Genomic DNA, 17,216 nt, shown 5'->3' with positions numbered 1-17,216 from the left:
GCCGACAGCCGGCCCGGCGCGGCGTGTTCCGATCATCGTGGCACGCCTGCCTACGGCCCCTCCGCCGGGGTCACTCGAAGCGGAACCGGGCTCACTCGAAGCGGGAGACGTCCCCTGCGCCCTTGCGGACGATCTCGGCCTCGCCGTTCGAGAAGTCGATGACGGTCGTCGGTTCCGTACCGCAGTCCCCGGAGTCGACCACCGCGTCCACCACGTGGTCGAGCCGGTCCTTGATCTCCCAGCCCTGGGTCATCGGCTCCTCCTCGTCGGGCAGGAGCAGCGTGCTGGACAGCAGCGGCTCGCCCAGCTCGGCCAGCAGCGCCTGGGTGACGACGTGGTCGGGGATGCGCACGCCCACGGTCTTCTTCTTGGCGTGCAGCAACTGGCGCGGCACCTCCTTCGTCGCCGGCAGGATGAACGTGTAACTCCCGGGCGTGGACGCCTTGATGGCGCGGAACACGTCGTTGTCGATGTGCACGAACTGGCCCAGCTGGGCGAAGTTCTGGCACACCAGCGTGAAGTGGTGCCGGTCGTTCAGATGCCGGATCGTCTTGATCCGCTCCATGCCCTCACGGTTGCCCAGCTGGCAGCCCAGCGCGTAGCAGGAGTCGGTCGGGTACGCGATCAGCGCACCCGAGCGCACACTGTCCGCGACCTGGGAGATGGTGCGGGGCTGCGGATTGTCCGGATGCACGTCGAAGTACTTGGCCACCCGCCGAGCTTATGCCGTGCCCGCGCGGGTCGCCGCGCGGGCCCGCTGCGGCCGGCCGGTCCGGCGGATGTGTACCCCGGGAAATCAGGGGAAGCCGACGGGAGCGCCCGGGTCTCTCCCCCGAACCCGGGCAGGACCGGCTCCGCCCGCGGCCCATCCCCCGTGGCCGCGGCGGGGCGGTTCCACCGCCGTCGGGTACAGGGGCGGGTGCGGGGGCGCGAGGCTCAGCCGTGCAGCCGTACCGGCACCTCCTGCCAGCCGAAGGCGATGAACGACGGCACCTGGCGCAGCTCGTCCGCCGTTACGGCGAGCCGGACGTCCGGGAAGCGGTCGAAGAACGCGGGCAGCGCGGTCAGGGCCTCCACGCGGGCGAGCGGCGCCCCGATGCAGCGGTGCACGCCGATGCCGAACGACAGGTGGTCGTCGGCACCGCGGGCCGCGTCGAAGACGTCCGCGTCGGGGCCGTAGTGTGCGGGGTCGAGCCCGGCCGCGGCGAACGTGGTGATGATGGCGTCCCCGGCCGGGACAGTGACCTCGCCGACGATGAGGTCACTCACCGCGAACCGCAGCGGCAGGGAGGCGATGGACGGGTGGACGCGCAGGGTCTCCTCGACGACCGCGTCCCAGCTGATCTTCCCGGCGCGCACGTCCGCCAGCTGCTCGGGGCGCTTGAGCAGCGCGACGATCGCGTTGCCTATGAGGTTGACCGTCGTCTCGAAGCCCGCGCCGATCACCAGCAGCAGGGTGTACAGCAGTTCCTCGTCGCTGAGCCGGTCGCCGTCCTCGTCGCGCACCCGGATCAGTTCGGTGGTGAGGTCGTCGCCGGGGTGCTCGCTGCGGTGGGCGATCAGCGCGGGCAGCACCGTGCCGATCTGCCGCTGCACGGACGCCGCGTGCTCCGGGGACGGGTCCGAGGTGTCCATGATGGCCGCGATCAGCCGACCCGTGTCGTCCACCAACTCGTCGGGCACACCGAACAGTTCACAGATGATCCGCATCGGCAGCGGACGGGCGAACGCCGCCCTGACGTCGACCACCTCGGCGTCGTCGGCCGCCATCGCGTCGAGCAGTTCTCCGGTGATCGTCTCGACCCGGGCGCGCATCGCCTCGGTGCGCCGGTGGGTGAAGCTGGGCGCGACGAGTTTGCGCAGGCGGGCGTGGTCGGTGCCGTAGGTGGAGAGCATGTTGATGACGCCGACCCAGCCCAACACCCAGCCCCAGGACGGGTGTTCGCCGATCTCGGACCACAGGTTCCAGTGCAGCCGGGGGTCCTTGCTGACCTGCGGGTCGAGGATCAGTTCCTTCAGGGTGTCGTAGCCGGTGGGGGCCCAGGCGGGGATGCCGCCGGGCAGTTCCACGGGCACGATCGGGCCGAGGGCACGCAACTTGGCGCTCTCGGCGGCCATGTCGGCGCCGAACGGGTCGAGGGCGATGCGGTCGGACACGGTCACGACAGGTCTCCTGGCTGGTCGGGGGAGCGGGGGCTGAACCGCACGGGCAGGGACGTGAGCGAGCGGTGGAAGGGGCCGGGACGCCAGGTCAACTCCGCGCGCGGTACGACGGGTTCGAGGTCCGGCAGCCACAGGGTGAGCCGCTCGATCGCCTCCGTCGCGATGAGCAGCGTGTGCTGTTTGACCGGGCAGGCGTGCGGGCCCGCCGACCACGACAGGTGCGAGGCGTCCTGGGGATGGCGGCCGGTGACGATCTCCTGCTCGGCGAAGTGCGCGAGCGCGCCGTACGAGACGACGACCGGGATCGCGGGCCGGATCCACGCGCCGTGGAACGTCACGGGTGAACGGGCGTAGTGGATGCCGTAGTTGGCGAGCGGGGTCTCGTGGTGCAGGACCTCCACCACGGCGTCCATGACCGGTCGGGCGCCACTGGTCAGCGTGGAGTAGTAGACCGAGGTGCCGAGGATGCGGGACAGGGCGTTGGACACCAGGTTCGCGGTCGGCTCGTGGCCGGCGCCCAGGGTGAGGAACACCTGCCAGGTGACTTCCTCCGGGGTGAGTCCGGCCGGATGGTCGAGGAGCCAGCTCGGGAGGTCGTCGCCGCGCGCCTGCGCCTTGGCGGCGATGAGTTCGAGGACGTAACCGCCGAACTCGGCCTCGCCCTCAGCCGCTTGGGCGCCGCCCTCCATCATCTTGCCCAGCGCCCGGTCCAGCCGCTCGCTCTGGCTGTCGGGCAGCCCGAACAGGCTGTTGAACACCAGCGCCATGAGCGGCCTGGCGAACTCGCCCACCAGATCGGCCTCTCCGCGCGGCCCGATCCGGCTCACCAGCACATGCACCGCCCGGTGCACCCGGGCGCGCAGGTCGTGCGGCTCGATCCGCTCGAAGGTGTCGATCAGCGAGGCACGGTAGCGGGCGTGCGCGGTGCCGTCCGCGAACAGGGAGTTGGGCCGCCAGCGCATCATCCCGAGGACCGGCGAGTCCTCGGCGACCGTCGTCTCCCACGGCCGGGGATCGTGCGAGAACGTGTCGGTGTCGCGCAGCAGCTCCAGCGCGGCCCGCCGCTCGGTGACGACGAACGCCGGTACGCCCGGGGCGAGTTCGGCCCAGCCGACCGGACCCTGCGCGCGCAGGGCGGCGTAGTAGCCGTAGGGATCCAGTGCGAAGCCGTCCTCCCACAGCCGGACGGGTCGGGCGGGGGAAGAAATGGTCACCGGTGCTCCGGAGGGTCGCGGTCGATCAGGTGCTGGACCAGGGCGAGCAGCGCGTCGAGGGACGAGTCCGTGTCCCGGGCGTCACAGGTCACCAGGGGTGTGCCGGGCTCCAAGTCGAGGGCGGCGCGCAGCTGTTGCTCGGTGTGGTGCCGGGGCGCGTCCGGGAAGGTGTTGAGGGCGACGGCGTACGGCAGCCCGCTCTCCTCGACCAGTGCGAGCACGTCGAACGAGGCGTCGATCCGGCGGCTGTCGACCAGGACGAGCGCCCCGAGCGCGCCGTACGCGATGTCCTCCCACAGCGCCCGGAACCGCTCCTGCCCGGGCGTGCCGAACAGGTACAGCACGATCCCGCCCGGCAGGCTGATCCGCCCGAAGTCGATCGCGACGGTCGTCGTCGACTTCTCCCGCACCCCGTCGAGATCGTCCACGGGGACGGACGCCTCGCTCAGCCGCTCCTCGGTGTGCAGCGGCCGGATCTCCGACACGGAGTCGATGAGGGTCGTCTTGCCCACCCCGAAGGGACCCGCGATCAGGATCTTGACCAACTCGCGGGCGGTGTCCGGCAGATGGACGCCGCCGGTCGTGCTGCCGCTAGTGGTGCTTGAGGGCGCGTAGGCCATCTGCGACTCTCTTCAGCAGGTCGGGGTCGAAGCGTTCGGCGGGCGGGATCGGGGCACGGGCGAGCACCAGGCTCCGGTCGAGAAGACCGGCGGCCAGGACCCGCACCGCGGACACGGGCAGCTCCAGCAGGGCCGCCGCCTCCAGCACCGTCAGCGAACCGCTGTACAGGGCGTCCAGCAGGGCGAGTTGAGCCGCGGGCAGGTCGGCCGGGGCGGGCTCGCCGCTCCCGCTGAGCACCGTCAGCCGTTCCAGATGCGGGCGGCTGGGCCGGGCCACACCGCCGGTCGACAGATACGCGGGAACGAGAGGACGGCCGCCGCGGCGGCCCGTCATGCCGGCGCGCCGCCGTCAACTCCCCGCGGAGCGGCGGCCATCGCCTTCTCACCCAGCCGCGCCACCTGCGAGTGCACCCGGTGCGCCAGCAGATCCAGCCGCACCTCGGTGTCGCCGTAGGCCGCGACACACGTCCCGTGATCCGTGGGGACGATGAGCACATAGCCGTGGTCCGACTCGATGACCACCTGCCGTATCTCGGCCCGTTCCCGGTCGGCGAAGGCCGCCGCCGCGGTACGGCACGCCCCCTGCACCGTGCTGGTGATCGCGGCGACCCGCTCGCCCGAGGCCTGGGACAGCGCGTCGGTGTACCCCCGCACCAGCCCGTCCCGGGTCAACAGCACCGCCGCCACCACATGCGGCACCTCCAGGATCGGATCGAGCACCCACGCCGTGTCGCCCCCATCGCGGCTGATCATCTAGCCGCTCCCCCTTCGTAGTCGGTCTGACGCGTCTCGTGCGCTGTCACTGCTTCGGGTGCCCGCTCCGCTACGGCGGTCTCGGCGTCGTCCGTCGCGGCGCGCGCGGCGGCGGTGCCGGACTGGAGGGCACCGAGTGCGGCGGCGGCCTGCTCCGGGCGGCGCTCGGGCCGGCGTGTCTCGGGCGCGACCGGTCCTGCCGGTGCGGCGGCCGGGGTGCGGCGACGGCGTCGCGGCAGGCCGCCCGCATCGGGTACGGCCTGATGCCCGGACGCATCGGCCACGGCCCGCTCGTCGCGCTCGGAGCCGTAGGAGTGGGCCGGTGCGGGGGCGGGCGTGCGGGTGGGTGCGGGGGCGCGGCGGGTCGAGCGCGGGGCGCCGGCCGCGGGTGGCTGCCGCTCGGGGTCGATGCGGCTGAGGAGATGGCTGTCGATGCGCAGGACCGCGCGGACGCCGCCGTACGGGGAGGGCGAGGACACGTCGACGCTCAGGTCGAACTGCCGGGTCAGACGGCCGATCGCGGCGAAGCCCATGCGCGGCGGGTCGCCCAGGTCGGTGAGCAGGATCGGGTCGGTACCGGCCACCATCCGCCCGGCGTGGTCGCGTTCGTCCTGGGTCATGCCGAGACCCGCGTCGTCGACGGTGACGCAGGCACCGTGGTGCACGTGCTCCAGGTTGACCACGACCTCGGTGTCCGGGGCGGAGTGCCGCAGCGCGTTGTCGAGGAGTTCGGCGACGATGATCGCGACCGGCTCGACGGCGTGCGAGACGAGCGCGGTACCGGCTTCCAGATGGTTGTGCACCCGCACTCGGTGGTACCCGGCGAGCCGGGCCTGGCCGCCGGTGACCGCCTCGACGAGGTGCGACTCCTCCCGCGCCAGCCCGACCCAGGCACCGCACACGACGGCCGCGACCTGCGCACGGCGCAGCGACTGCTCGTTCTCGTGGTCCAGCATGAACAGGGTCTGCGCCAACTCGGGGTCGTCGTACCGCTGTTGGAGCGAGCGCAGGGCGTCCTGGAGGCGGTACAGCGCGGCCTGGATCTCACGGGTGGCCCCGCGCATCCCGGCCTGAGCGGCGGCGTCGATGCGGGTGCGCTGCGCGGCGAGTTCCGAACGCACCGCGCTCAGCACGCTTTCGAGGGCGATGCCGAGAGGCGAGCCGATGAACTGCGGCTGGCCGGGCCCCGGCACGGTGACCCGCGGATGCGTGAGGTGCCGGGCGGCGGCCGGAATCCGCTGCACCGCGAGATGCTCGACCTCCGCCGCCAACGCCGCCTGAACACCGTCCAGTCGGTCCCGCAGCTCGGCGATCTCCGTACGCTGCAGGGCACGTTGACGCCGCGACCGCAGCAGCCCGGCACCGAGCGCCAGCGCGGACAGCGTGCCGGCGGCGAGCGCACCGGCCACCAGGTCCGGTAATTCGGTCATCGAATCGAGTCCAAGCGAAGTCGGGCAGGGCTGAGTCGGGGCCCTTGAGGCTTAGTCCGGGCCCCTCGGGCGGGGTGCCCGGAGCACAGTACACACCGTCATCGACCGCTCTCGCACGGTGTAACAGGAGTTCCCTCCGAAACTGACCGGCCTCTGTTCGCTTCTGTGGCAAGTGTCTGAAATGGCCTGTGGGGAAAGAGAGTTGAGTCGCTAGGGTCGGTGCATCATGCATGAAGGGGGAGCGGTGTGACAGGTGTGGCGCGCTGGCTGGACGGCATCGAGGAACAGGCGGCCGGTGTCCTTCCACCGGAGATCCACGCCTACTTCCGCAGAGGCGCGGGCCAGGGCCTCAGCGTTGCCGAAGCCGCCCCCGCCTGGGACGGATTCCGCCTGCGACCGCACATCCTGCGGGACGTGTCCCGGTGCGACACCTCGACGACCGTGCTGGGCACGGCAGTCGACACGCCGGTCCTCATCGCCCCGAGCACCTTGCAGCGCCGTGCCCATCCCGACGGCGAGGCGGCCACCGCGCTCGGCGCGGCCGGTGCCGGGTCGCTGCTCGCGGTGACCTCGAACACGGCGGTCCCGTTCTCGGCCCTCGAACCCTCGGGCGCGCCGTGGTGGGTGCAGGTGTACGTGGCCCGCGACCGGTCCCTGACCGAGGAGACCCTCCGGCGAGCCGTGGCGGCCGGCGCCCGGGCGGTCGTACTGACCGCCGACACCCCCGTCATCGGCTCGCACGGCAGACCCGGCGCGCATGTCGCCGACTTCGTGGGCCCGGAGGACCTGTACGGCAACGTCACCGGCACCCCCGACCGGGAGGCCGCCGAACACGCGCCCGACCTCACGCCGGACGTCATCGGCCGGCTGCGTGACCTGACCGGGCTCCCGGTTGTCGTCAAGGGCGTCCTGCGCGGCGACGACGCCCGCGCCTTCGTGGACGCGGGCGCCGCCGGACTGATCGTCTCCAACCACGGCGGCCGCCAGCTCGACGGGCTGATCCCGACGGCCTGGGCGCTGCCGGAGGTGGTCGACGCCGTCGCCGGGACGGGCACCGAGGTGTACGTGGACGGCGGACTGCGCCGAGGCACCCACATCTTCGCCGCGCTCGCCCTCGGGGCCCGCGCGGTGTTCGTCGGCCGCCCCGCCCTGTGGGCACTCTCCCTGGCCGGTGCGGCGGGCGTGACCCGCCTGCTCGGGGAGCTGACGGCGGAACTCGTCGAGACGATGCGCCTGACGGGCGTGCCGGAACTCCCGGCGATCGGGCGGGACTTGCTGCACTTGCCGGCGGGCGTGAGCTGTTCGGTTGGATCACCGCACGGCCGTTGATCTTCCTGGCGCGCAGCTGCCGGTGCGGGAGGGGAGCCTCGTCCAGCGCGTGTCCGCGTGTGGACAGGACGTGAGCGTGAATCGATCGTCGCCGCGATCGATTCAGCGGCCATGCCTTGCCTGCTCGCCTCTTTCGGTCATATGGTCCGGACATTCCGTCGCCGACGCCACCGAGGAATCCCATGGACCGCACCCGCCTGCAGGACCTCCTCGCCCGCGAGAGCGCCGAGGCCGAGCGGCTCAACCCGCGCTCGAAGGCCGCCTACGAGCGCGCCGAGCATCTCTTCGGGCGGGTGCCGATGACCTGGATGAACAAGACCGCCGGAGCCTTCCCCCGCTACCTCGACACCGCCCGGGGCGCCCGCGTCACCGACATCGACGGTCACGAGTACATCGACTTCAGCCTCGGCGACACCGGAGCGATGGCCGGCCATTCGCCCGCCGTCGTCGCGGAGGCGGTGCAGCGGCGGTTCGCCGAACAGGGCGGCGCCACGGCGATGCTCCCGACGGAGGACGCCGAGTGGGTCGGCGCGGAACTCACCCGCCGCTTCGGGCTCGCCCGCTGGAGCTTCGCGCTGACCGCGACCGACGCCAACCGCTGGGCGATCCGGCTCGCCCGCGCCGTCACCGACCGCCCCAAGATCCTGGTGAACAGCTACAGCTACCACGGCAGCGTCGACGAGTCGCTCATCGTCGTAGGACCGGACGGCCACGGTACCGCCCGCCCCGGCAACGTCGGCGCCCCCTGCGACGTCACGCTCACCAGCCGTGTCGCCGAGTTCAACGATCCGGCCCAGCTGGAACGGGAGTTGGCGCACGGTGACGTCGCCGCCGTCCTCATGGAACCCGCGCTCACCAACATCGGCATCGTGCTGCCCGAGCCCGGCTACCTGGCCGCCATACGCGAACTGACCAGGAAACACGGCACGTTGCTCATCAACGACGAGACCCACACGTTCTCCGCGGGCCCGGGCGGCTGCACCGCCGCCTGGGATCTCGAACCCGACCTGCTCACCATCGGAAAGGCGATCGGCGGCGGTATCCCGGCCGGTGCCTACGGCCTCTCCGTCGAACTCGCCGACCGGTTGCTCGGCCGCGCCGACCTGGACCTGGTCGACATGGGCGGCGTCGGCGGCACCCTCGCGGGCAACGCGCTCTCCGTCGCCGCGATGCGCGCCACGCTCGAACACGTCCTGACCGACGAGGCGTTCGCCCACATGGCGAAGCTGTCCGAGCGCTTCGCCGCCGGTGTGCAGCAGGGCATCGACGCCCATGCGCTGCCCTGGACGGTGAGCCGCCTCGGCGCCCGCAGTGAGTACCGCTTCGCCTCGCCGGCGCCGCGCACCGGCACCGAGTCCGAGGCCGCCGGTGACCCGGAGTTGGAGGACTTCCTCCACCTCTACCTCGCCAACCGGGGCATCCTGCTCACCCCGTTCCACAGCATGGCGCTGATGTGCCCCGACACCACCAGGCAGGACGTGGACACCCACACCCGGGTCTTCGCCGACGCGCTCGCCGAACTGGCGCACTGACACAGGGAGTTGGAGGCAAGCACGTGGACGACATCGACCGGTCCATCCTGCGCGAGCTGCAGACCGACGGACGTATCGCGTACGCCGACCTCGGACCGAAGGTCGGCCTGTCCGCGTCGGCCGCCCGCCAGCGGCTCCAACGCCTGTTGGATTCCAAGGCGGTTCAGGTCGTCGGCGTGACCGATCCGATGGCCATGGGCGGCCAGGCCATGGCGATGCTCGGCATCGAGGTGGACGGCGACCCGCGTGCCGTAGCCGACCAACTGGCCCTGCGTGACGAGGTGGTGTACTCCGTGCTCACCTCCGGCGGCTTCGACCTGTTCGCCGAGGTGGTCACCCCGGGGCCACGGGACCTGCTCGACTTCGTCAACGACGTGGTGCGGCCGGTCGAAGGAGTGCGGAGCGTCCAGTCGTTCCCGTACTTCGGCATCCACACCCACCGGTTCCTGTGGGACGTCGGCTGACCCCTGTCCAAAACATCGATATGCCCGAGATGCCGGTGTGATCCATGGGGCGTCTAATGGGGATGTCGGATGTGTCCCCTGGCGGAAAAGGCCGAGGCCATGGCGCCCACGGAATCCAGTGCAGGGGGCAGCGGAACCGCCGCGAAGGGCGTGCTGCGGAGGCTGGGGGAGTGGTGTGCCCGGCACTTCGTGATCGTCATCGTCGCCTGGCTCGTCGCGCTGGCCGCGCTCCAGGTCCTCAACAGGTCCTTCGGGGGCGACTATTCGGACGACTTCTCGCTGTCCGGCGTTCAGTCCCAGCACGGGTTGCAGGTCCTCAAGGAGCACGATCCGGCGGCCGGGGGCTACAGCAGCCAGATCGTCCTGCACGACAAGGACAAGCAGCTCACCTCACTGAACTCGCAGATGTCCGAGACGGTCGGCGACCTGCAGAAACTCCCGCACGTCCTGTCGGTGCAGAACCCGCTGCCACAGCCCGGAACGCAGCCACCGGCGTCGTCCAGCCCGAACGTCGGCCCTCTCTCCTCCGACGCGAAGACCGCGTACATCACCATCCGCTTCGACGTGCAGCCGTCGACCCTCGGCGACGGCTATCTCCACGGCGTCGACACCTCGGTGAAGCCGCTGCGTGCCGCCGGCGCCCAGGTCGAGTACGGCGGACCGCTCGGCGAACTCGCCCGGCCCGCCGCCGACGACCGGATCAGCGAACTCATCGGGTTCGCCGTGGCGATCGTCGTCCTGCTGATCGGCTTCGGCAGCGTGGTCGCCGCCGCGATGCCTCTGGTGACCGCGCTGATCAGCGTCATCGGGGGACTCGCGTGCCTGGGGCTGCTGGCGGCGGCGTTCACGTTCGCGACGGTGTCACCGACCCTCGCGACGATGATCGGCATAGGCGTCGGCATCGACTACGCCCTGTTCCTGATCACCCGTCACCGGCAGAACCTCATGAACGGTTCCGATCCCGTGCGCGCCGCCGGACAGGCCACGGCGACCAGCGGCCGTGCCGTGCTCGTCTCGGGCTGCACCGTGATCATCGCGCTCGCCGGACTGTTCGTGTCCGGCGTGCCCTTCATCGGCAAACTCGGGCTCGCGGCCGCCGTGACGGTCGTGTCGGCGGTCATCGGCGCGCTCACCCTGGTGCCCGCCCTGCTCGGGCTCCTCGGCAAGCGGATCGACCGTTACCGGGTGCGCCGCCCGGTCGCCGAGACCGACGCCGCGCCGGGCACCGAACCCACGGGCACCTGGCACCGGTACGCGCAGCGCGTGGAACACCGGCCGTGGACGTTCCTCGCGGCGGGTGTCGCGGCCGTGGTCGTCCTCGCGATCCCCGTCTTCTCCCTCCAACTGGGCCACATCGGCGACGGCGCCGACCCCACCTCGTTCACGGACCGACGCGCCTTCGACCTGATGACCGACGCCTTCGGCCCCGGCTCCAACGGCCCGCTCACCATCGTCATCGACCAGACGGGCGTCCCGACCTCCCAGCGCTCAGACCTCTCCAGCCAGGCCCAGAAGACCCTCGACGGGGTGCAGGGCGCCGCCAAGGTCACCCCGCTGACGACCACCAAGGACGGTGACGTCCTCGTCGGCACCGTCTACTCCAAGCAGTCCCCGCAGAGCGCCGACACCACCGACCTCACCAACCGGCTCGTCCACGACACCCTCCCGGACGCGGTCTCCGGCACCTCCGCCAAGGGCTACGTCACCGGCACCACCGCGGCCCAGGTCGACTTCCGCGACATCGTGTCGAGCCGGCTGCCCCTGATCATCGGCGTGGTGGTCGCGCTGGCCTTCCTGATCATCCTCGCCGTGTTCCGCGGCCTCCTCGTCGCCCTCAAGGCCGCCGTCCTCAACGTGCTCTCCATCGCGGCCTCCTACGGCGTCGTCGTCGCCGTCTTCCAGTGGGGCTGGGGCGGCCCCGCGCTGGGCGTCTCCGGCAAGGTCCCCATCGAGAGCTACGTCCCGATGATGATGTTCGCGATCATCTTCGGCCTGAGCATGGACTACGAGATCTTCCTGCTCTCCCGCGTCCACGAGGCCTGGCTGCGCACCGGCGACGCGGAGGCGTCGGTCGCCCACGCCCTGGAGATCACCGCGCGCGTCATCACCTGCGCCGCCCTGATCATGGTCAGCGTCTTCGCGGCCTTCGTCGTCAGCGACAACATCGTGGTCAAGATGCTCGGCCTCGGCCTGGCGGTCAGCGTGCTGATCGACGCGACCGTCGTACGCCTGCTGATGGTGCCCGCGGTCATGACCCTGCTGGGCCGGCACGCCTGGTGGACACCCCGGTTCCTGGACCGGATCCTGCCGCACATCGACGCGGAGGGCGACCACGAGCAGCAGCCGTGAGCCTCAACTCCCGTACGGCGCCCGGGGCGTGCGTCTCAACTGCCGACCGGTCGTGTCCGGGGTGTGAGCACGAGCATCGTCACATCGTCCCGGATCTCCGGGGAGTGCCGCAGCAGGTCGGCCCACACCCGCTCCGCCATCAAGGCCGGTTCGTCGTCGGCGAGTTGGACCAGCCGCTCGGCGAAGGGATAGAAGGAACCGTCCGTGTCCCTCGCCTCCCACACCCCGTCGGAGGCGAGGAACAGCCGGTCCCCGGGCCGCAGTTGGACGCTCACCCCGCTCAGCGGACCGGCGTCGGACAGCCCGAGACCGAGCGGCGTCCACGCCTCGACGTCGATCTCCGTGACCCGGCCCCCGCGCAGCAGCACGGGAGCGGGGTGCCCGCAGGCCACGATCCGCACCGCGCCCGCGTCCGCCGTGAACTCCAGCAGCACCGCCGTGGCGAACAGCTCCGCGTGTGCCGACCGCGCCGAGTCCACCACCAGCCGCCGGTCCAGCCGCGCCGCGACCGCCTCCAGGTCCGGCAGATCGAGCACCGCCTCCCGGAAGGCCCCCAGCAGCGAGGCCACCGTCGCGACGGCCGACAGCCCGTGCCCCTGCACATCGCCCATGACCGCCCGCACGCCGTACGGCCCGTCCCGCACGTCGAAGAAGTCCCCGCCGACCAGCGTCCCGCGCTGCGCCGCCCGGTACAGCCCCACGCACCCCACCGGCCCCACCCGCTCCGGCAGCGGCGGCACGACGGCCCGCTGCGCCGCCTCGGCGACCGTGCGCTCCAGGTCCAGCTGGGCATCACGGCGACTGCGGACGAAGGACACGAACACGCTCAGCACCGCGACGAACAGGATCGTGAGCAGATCGGTCTGGCCGGGATCGTTGAGATGGAACGCCGGCACGGTCAGCAGGGCGACCGTGGCGCCGCCCAGCAGCGCGGTCGCGACAGGCCCGTACGACAGCCCGGCCAGCGGCGGGATGGCGCCCAGCAGGAAGCCGATGTCGAGCGCGTGCGGGCTGACCAGCGTCGCCACGCACACCCCCACCACCAGCGCCCCCGGCAGCACCCGCACCCACCGCGGCGCCGGCGCGCCCCGAAGCCACCCCCGCCGGGCCGGCTCCCGGACCCGGCGGAACGGCGGAACGCGCGCCTTTCCCACACCACCACGCTCCTACGGCGGGACCGGCCCCGCACGCCGAGCGCCTAGAACGGCGTGAGCGTCAGCCGTATCCCTGTCGGCGCCGTGTCCTGGACGTACGACGCGAAGTCCGCCACGTCGTCGAAGGCGAAGCCGTACGCCTTGCCGTCGGCGGTCGCCGCGTGGATCGCCTTCGCGTAGTGGTTCGTGAGGTCGGTGGCGTAGAAACCCGACGCGTCGGTGGTCGGCTGGGCGGGGTTCGACAGGAGCGTCGAGCGGTTGAACCCGGCGCCGAGGACCGCCGCGACCGGGCCCGTGGTGCCGTCGTTCGGGGCGGCCAGGTTGCCGTCGCAGAACAGCACGTCCCGCGTCGACGGCTTCGCGAACGAGACCGAGGCCGGTCCGGTGAAGGTGAACTGGCCGGCGCGCACCCGCCCGGTGAAGGCACCCGCGTTCGTGGTGACGGTGAGGTCCTTGCCGGTGTACGTGCTCCACACCTCGTCGATGTACGGCGCGAAGTAGTCCGCGGAGAACAGGCCCGCGTCCAACCCGTGCCCCGGCGCGATCACCCGCGTGTCGCCCACGATCAGCGGGGCGAATGCCTCGACCTTCCGTACGGCGTCGAACACCGATGCCCGGCCGCCGTCGCGCAGGGTGCCCGTCGTCTGGTCCTGCGCGCCGGTCAGCCGGATGCTCAGCGGCACGCTGAACATGTCGACCATCGTCGTGTTGCAGAACATCCCGGACGCGTTGTGCGTGAACTCGGCACAGTCGTGCAGCACTCCGTAGTTGGGGTCGGAGGTCACCCAGCCGGCCGGGTACTGAAGTGCGGGGCTGCCGTTGCCGTCCGCCACGGCCTTGAACTTGAGCTTCGCACCGAGCGACACGTAGATGCGGCCCGACAGGTACGGGAGCGAAATCGTCGTCTCCGCACCGGAGTTGAGGCTGATCGCGTAGTCGGTGAAACCGTCGGCGCCGTTGTCGGAGAGCGCGATCGGCGCGATCGTCCCGTCGGGAGTGACCCGCACCTGCTTGCCGTCCACGTTTCCTACGACGTAGATGTGCACGTTCGCGTTGTCGAACGACCCGCTGTTGTTGACCAGCGTCAGCGGCAGGGCGCCCGCCTGATCGGCGCTGGTCTCCATGGACTTGGTGTCCGCGAGGGCGTGTGGTGCGAGCGCCGCGACGGCGGGAGCGGCCACCGCCGCGCCACCGAGGGCGAAGAGGAGCTTGCGGCGGCCGAGCGTGCGCTGGTGACGGGGAGTCATGTGGGGGGACCTCCGGGCGAGTCGGGCTGTTCGAAGCGGACGGTGCCGACGCATTGAGAGCGCTCTCACAGCGAGCGTCGACACCGCCGCCGAGGCCCGATGTTACGCACGACCACGGGCTGAGCCAACGGTTCTGCGGGAAGTCGTCACCGCGCTGACCTGCACGGACGTGGTGAGATGGGTGGCTTAACCCCCACTTAAGGGCTGCTTAAGCGCCCGACGAAGCGTTCACCCGTGCTTCATCACCCGTATCCGGGCGCCTCTTCCCTCCCATCGCACGGCCTCCTAGCCTCGCGACGCCCCCTGTCTTTTTTCCGACTCCATGTCCCTTCCTCGAAAGGCGACTTGACGCATGCGTCACCAACTCCTCGGCACGGCAAGACGGTTCGGCGTCAGAGTCGCGGCCGTGGCGGTCACGACCGCGCTCGCCGCGTCCGCCCCGCTCCCCGCCGTCGCGGCGACCGTCCCGTCCGTCCGGCCGTCCTCGCTCGTGGACCCGCTGATCGGTTCCAGCAACGGCGGCAACACCTACCCCGGCGCCACCCTCCCGTACGGCATGATCGCCTGGTCCCCGACCAGCACCACCGGCGACCAGACCAGCACGGGCGCCGCCAACGGGTACGAGTACGGCGCCACCCGCATCCGCGGCCTGAGCCTCACCCATGTCAACGGCGCGGGCTGCAACCCCGGCGCGGCGGGTGACGTACCGATCATGCCGTTCGTCGGCGACGTCACCTCGTCACCCTCGGCGGACACCAAGGACGCCGTGTACGCGTCCAACTTCTCGCACGCCGACGAGAAGGCCACCCCCGGCCGCTACACCCTCGGCCTCGCCTCCGGCGCCACCGCCGACCTCGCCGTCAGCAAGCGTGCCGGAGTCGCCGACTTCACCTTCCCCGCCGACCGCCCGGCGAGCCTGCTCTTCCGCGTCTCCAACTCCCTCAACGGCAGCCAGGACGCGCACGTCGACATCGACACCGCCCACCACAAGGTGACCGGCTGGGTGTACACGGGAGCCTTCTGCGGGCGCCGCGCCAACGGCGGCGTCAACAACCGCAAGAGCTACTACAAGCTCTACTTCAGCGCCTCCTTCGACCGCGCCTTCTCCTCCGTCGGCACCTGGCACGACAGCACCGTGTCACCCGGGTCGACGACCTCCTCCGGAGGCGAGGGATACGCCACCGGCGCCGACCGCGCGGGACGCGGTTCCGGCGGCTGGGTCGGCTTCGACACCGCCTCTGACAACGATGTCCGCATGCGGATCGGCATCTCCTACGTCAGCCTCGGGGGAGCCGAGTCCAACCTGCGCCAGGAGATCGCCCCGCACGCGCGCGTGGCCGACGTCGCCGAGGCGGGCGCCCGCGCCTGGGACCGCGAACTGAGCACCGTACGCGTCGACGGCGGCACCCCCGCACGCCGCCAGACCTTCTACACGGCGCTCTATCACGCCCTGATGCAGCCCAACCTGATCAGCGACGAGGACGGCCGCTACTGGGGCATGGATCAAGCCGTGCACCGGTTGGCGCGCGGACAGCGGGCGCAGTACAGCAACTTCTCCGGCTGGGACCAGTACCGCGCCCAGATCCAGCTCCTCGCCCTCCTCAAGCCCACCGTCGCGGGCGACTTCGCCCAGTCGCTCTACAACTTCTCGAAACAGAACGGCGGAATCTGGGACCGCTGGGTGCACATCAGCGGCGCCACCCACGTCATGACCGGCGACCCGACCGCCGCGACCCTGGCCACCTTCTACGCCATGGGTGTCCGCAACTTCGACTACGAGGGCGCCTTCGACTCCCTCGTCCACCAGGCCACCGTCCCCAACCCGGACGAACTCTCGGACGCCGGCTGCCCCGGCCAGTGCGTGGGCCAACGCCCCAACCTCGCCCAGTACATGACCTCCCACTACGCCGCTCAGGACGCCTGCCACTGCTGGGGCGGCGCAGCCGAGACCCTGGAGGACGCCGTAGCCGACTCCGCCCTCGGCCAGTGGGCGAAACTGCTGGGCCGTGACGCCGAGGCGAAGACCTTCACCGAACGCGGCGCCTACTGGCGCAACATCTTCAACCCCGCCACCGGCTACGTCCAGGCCCGCAACCTCGACGGCTCCTGGGTGGGCCCGTTCAACCCGGCGAGCGATCTCGGCTTCGCGCAGGGCTCGGCCGCCGCGTACGTCTGGATGGTCCCGCAGGACGTACAGGGACTGGCCGAGGCGATGGGCGGCCGTGAGGCAGCGGCGACCCGGCTCGACGGCTTCTTCCACACCGCCGACGGCGCCTGGTCGGTCCGGGGCGGCGACGCGCTGCGCTACGACCCGACCAACGAGCCCGACATCCACGCGCCCTGGCTCTACAACTCCCTCGGCCAGCCCTGGAAGACCCAGGCGACGGTCCGCCAGATCCTCGACACGGCCTACGGCACCGGCCCCAAGGGCCTGCCCGGTAACGACGACCTCGGCACCATGTCCGCCTGGTACGTCCTCTCCGCCCTCGGCATCTATCCGCGCACCCCGGGCAGCGCCGACCTGCTGCTCGGCGCACCCCTCTTCCCGAAGGCGGTCGTCGACCGGCCCGGCCGCACGGACATCGTCATCACCGCCCCCGACGCCGACGACACCCACCAGTACGTCGACGCCGTACACCTTGACGGCCGCACCCTCACGCGCGCGTGGACCGGCGCGGGCCTGACGCTCAAGGGCGGCAGGCTGGACTTCCGGCTCGCCACCGACCCGAACACGAGCTGGGCGACCGACCCGGGACAACTGCCGAAGTGACGCGCATCCGGTGACGCACACCAGGTGATGCGCACCGGCCCGGCGGAGTGCCGCTCCGCCGGGCCGGCCCGAAAATACGTTGGACGGGCGGGAGATCACCCCCTAGCGTGTGCGTGCACGCCCTGAGACCAGCGGAAGGAGGCGAGTGCCATGAGGTTCACAACACCCCAGCGCTCCCTCCCCGTTGACCC

General features: G+C 71.4%; 14 protein-coding genes. 5 read left to right on the top strand and 9 right to left on the bottom strand.

Annotated features, from left to right (window positions below; genetic code table 11):
* Positions 1-91: 91 nt before the first annotated feature.
* The 7 genes from OG496_RS04175 to OG496_RS04145 form a co-directional block, all read right to left on the bottom strand.
* A complete protein-coding gene (locus tag OG496_RS04175) occupies positions 92-712 on the bottom strand; it encodes an L-threonylcarbamoyladenylate synthase (protein WP_366492594.1) in 621 nt (206 codons plus the stop codon).
* A gap of 224 nt (positions 713-936) precedes the next feature.
* Positions 937-2,163, bottom strand: coding sequence for a cytochrome P450 (locus OG496_RS04170; protein ID WP_405969620.1), 1,227 nt, complete (start codon positions 2,161-2,163; stop codon positions 937-939).
* The gene (locus OG496_RS04165) at positions 2,160-3,377 is read right to left on the bottom strand and encodes a cytochrome P450 (protein ID WP_405969619.1); all 1,218 of its coding nucleotides are present in this window, start codon (positions 3,375-3,377) and stop codon (positions 2,160-2,162) included. The genes OG496_RS04170 and OG496_RS04165 overlap by 4 nt, the downstream gene beginning before the upstream one ends.
* Positions 3,374-3,997: a GTP-binding protein gene (locus OG496_RS04160; protein ID WP_405969618.1), complete on the bottom strand. Its 624-nt coding sequence runs from the start codon at positions 3,995-3,997 to the stop codon at positions 3,374-3,376. The genes OG496_RS04165 and OG496_RS04160 overlap by 4 nt, the downstream gene beginning before the upstream one ends.
* Positions 3,969-4,331: a DUF742 domain-containing protein gene (locus tag OG496_RS04155; protein WP_405969617.1), complete on the bottom strand. Its 363-nt coding sequence runs from the start codon at positions 4,329-4,331 to the stop codon at positions 3,969-3,971. Before OG496_RS04155 ends, OG496_RS04160 begins: the two co-directional genes overlap by 29 nt.
* Positions 4,328-4,750 (bottom strand): roadblock/LC7 domain-containing protein, encoded by a 423-nt coding sequence (locus OG496_RS04150; protein WP_366492598.1) that lies wholly within the window; start codon positions 4,748-4,750, stop codon positions 4,328-4,330. Before OG496_RS04150 ends, OG496_RS04155 begins: the two co-directional genes overlap by 4 nt.
* Positions 4,747-6,180, bottom strand: coding sequence for a sensor histidine kinase (locus tag OG496_RS04145; RefSeq protein ID WP_405969616.1), 1,434 nt, complete (start codon positions 6,178-6,180; stop codon positions 4,747-4,749). The genes OG496_RS04150 and OG496_RS04145 overlap by 4 nt, the downstream gene beginning before the upstream one ends.
* Positions 6,181-6,426: 246 nt before the next feature.
* On the opposite strand from OG496_RS04145, the gene OG496_RS04140 reads away from it, so the two are divergent.
* From OG496_RS04140 to OG496_RS04125, 4 genes are all read left to right on the top strand, one after another.
* Positions 6,427-7,509, top strand: a complete 1,083-nt coding sequence (locus tag OG496_RS04140; RefSeq protein ID WP_405969615.1) for an alpha-hydroxy acid oxidase — start codon at positions 6,427-6,429, stop codon at positions 7,507-7,509.
* Positions 7,510-7,691: 182 nt separating this feature from the next.
* Positions 7,692-9,041 (top strand): transaminase, encoded by a 1,350-nt coding sequence (locus OG496_RS04135; protein WP_405969614.1) that lies wholly within the window; start codon positions 7,692-7,694, stop codon positions 9,039-9,041.
* A 23-nt stretch (positions 9,042-9,064) separates the two neighbouring features.
* Positions 9,065-9,505: an Lrp/AsnC family transcriptional regulator gene (locus OG496_RS04130; RefSeq protein ID WP_405969613.1), complete on the top strand. Its 441-nt coding sequence runs from the start codon at positions 9,065-9,067 to the stop codon at positions 9,503-9,505.
* 99 nt (positions 9,506-9,604) lie between these two features.
* Complete coding sequence (locus OG496_RS04125; RefSeq protein WP_405969612.1) at positions 9,605-11,854, top strand: MMPL family transporter; 2,250 nt, start codon at positions 9,605-9,607, stop codon at positions 11,852-11,854.
* Positions 11,855-11,889: 35 nt separating this feature from the next.
* On the opposite strand, the gene OG496_RS04120 is transcribed toward OG496_RS04125, so the two are convergent.
* Positions 11,890-13,008 (bottom strand): PP2C family protein-serine/threonine phosphatase, encoded by a 1,119-nt coding sequence (locus OG496_RS04120; RefSeq protein WP_405969611.1) that lies wholly within the window; start codon positions 13,006-13,008, stop codon positions 11,890-11,892.
* 44 nt (positions 13,009-13,052) lie between these two features.
* Positions 13,053-14,255 carry a glycoside hydrolase family 64 protein gene (locus OG496_RS04115; RefSeq protein WP_405969610.1) on the bottom strand — a complete coding sequence of 401 codons (1,203 nt, stop codon included), beginning with the start codon at positions 14,253-14,255 and terminating at the stop codon, positions 13,053-13,055.
* 352 nt (positions 14,256-14,607) lie between these two features.
* On the opposite strand from OG496_RS04115, the gene OG496_RS04110 reads away from it, so the two are divergent.
* Positions 14,608-17,025: a GH92 family glycosyl hydrolase gene (locus OG496_RS04110; RefSeq protein WP_405969609.1), complete on the top strand. Its 2,418-nt coding sequence runs from the start codon at positions 14,608-14,610 to the stop codon at positions 17,023-17,025.
* The last annotated feature ends 191 nt before the right edge of the window (positions 17,026-17,216 follow it).

Source organism: Streptomyces sp. NBC_00988 (genome assembly GCF_045162645.1).
Taxonomy (GTDB): Bacteria; Actinomycetota; Actinomycetes; order Streptomycetales; family Streptomycetaceae; genus Streptomyces.
Note: the sequence above shows the minus strand (reverse complement) of the source record. Positions and strands in the feature narration are given on the sequence as shown.

Coding starts and splice junctions, on each gene's coding strand:
- OG496_RS04110 (WP_405969609.1), top strand. CDS start 14,608: ATGCGTCACCAACTCCTCGGCACGGCAAGACGGTTCGGCGTCAGAGTC.
- OG496_RS04150 (WP_366492598.1), bottom strand. CDS start 4,750: ATGATCAGCCGCGATGGGGGCGACACGGCGTGGGTGCTCGATCCGATC.
- OG496_RS04145 (WP_405969616.1), bottom strand. CDS start 6,180: ATGACCGAATTACCGGACCTGGTGGCCGGTGCGCTCGCCGCCGGCACG.
- OG496_RS04125 (WP_405969612.1), top strand. CDS start 9,605: ATGGCGCCCACGGAATCCAGTGCAGGGGGCAGCGGAACCGCCGCGAAG.
- OG496_RS04155 (WP_405969617.1), bottom strand. CDS start 4,331: ATGACGGGCCGCCGCGGCGGCCGTCCTCTCGTTCCCGCGTATCTGTCG.
- OG496_RS04135 (WP_405969614.1), top strand. CDS start 7,692: ATGGACCGCACCCGCCTGCAGGACCTCCTCGCCCGCGAGAGCGCCGAG.
- OG496_RS04115 (WP_405969610.1), bottom strand. CDS start 14,255: ATGACTCCCCGTCACCAGCGCACGCTCGGCCGCCGCAAGCTCCTCTTC.
- OG496_RS04160 (WP_405969618.1), bottom strand. CDS start 3,997: ATGGCCTACGCGCCCTCAAGCACCACTAGCGGCAGCACGACCGGCGGC.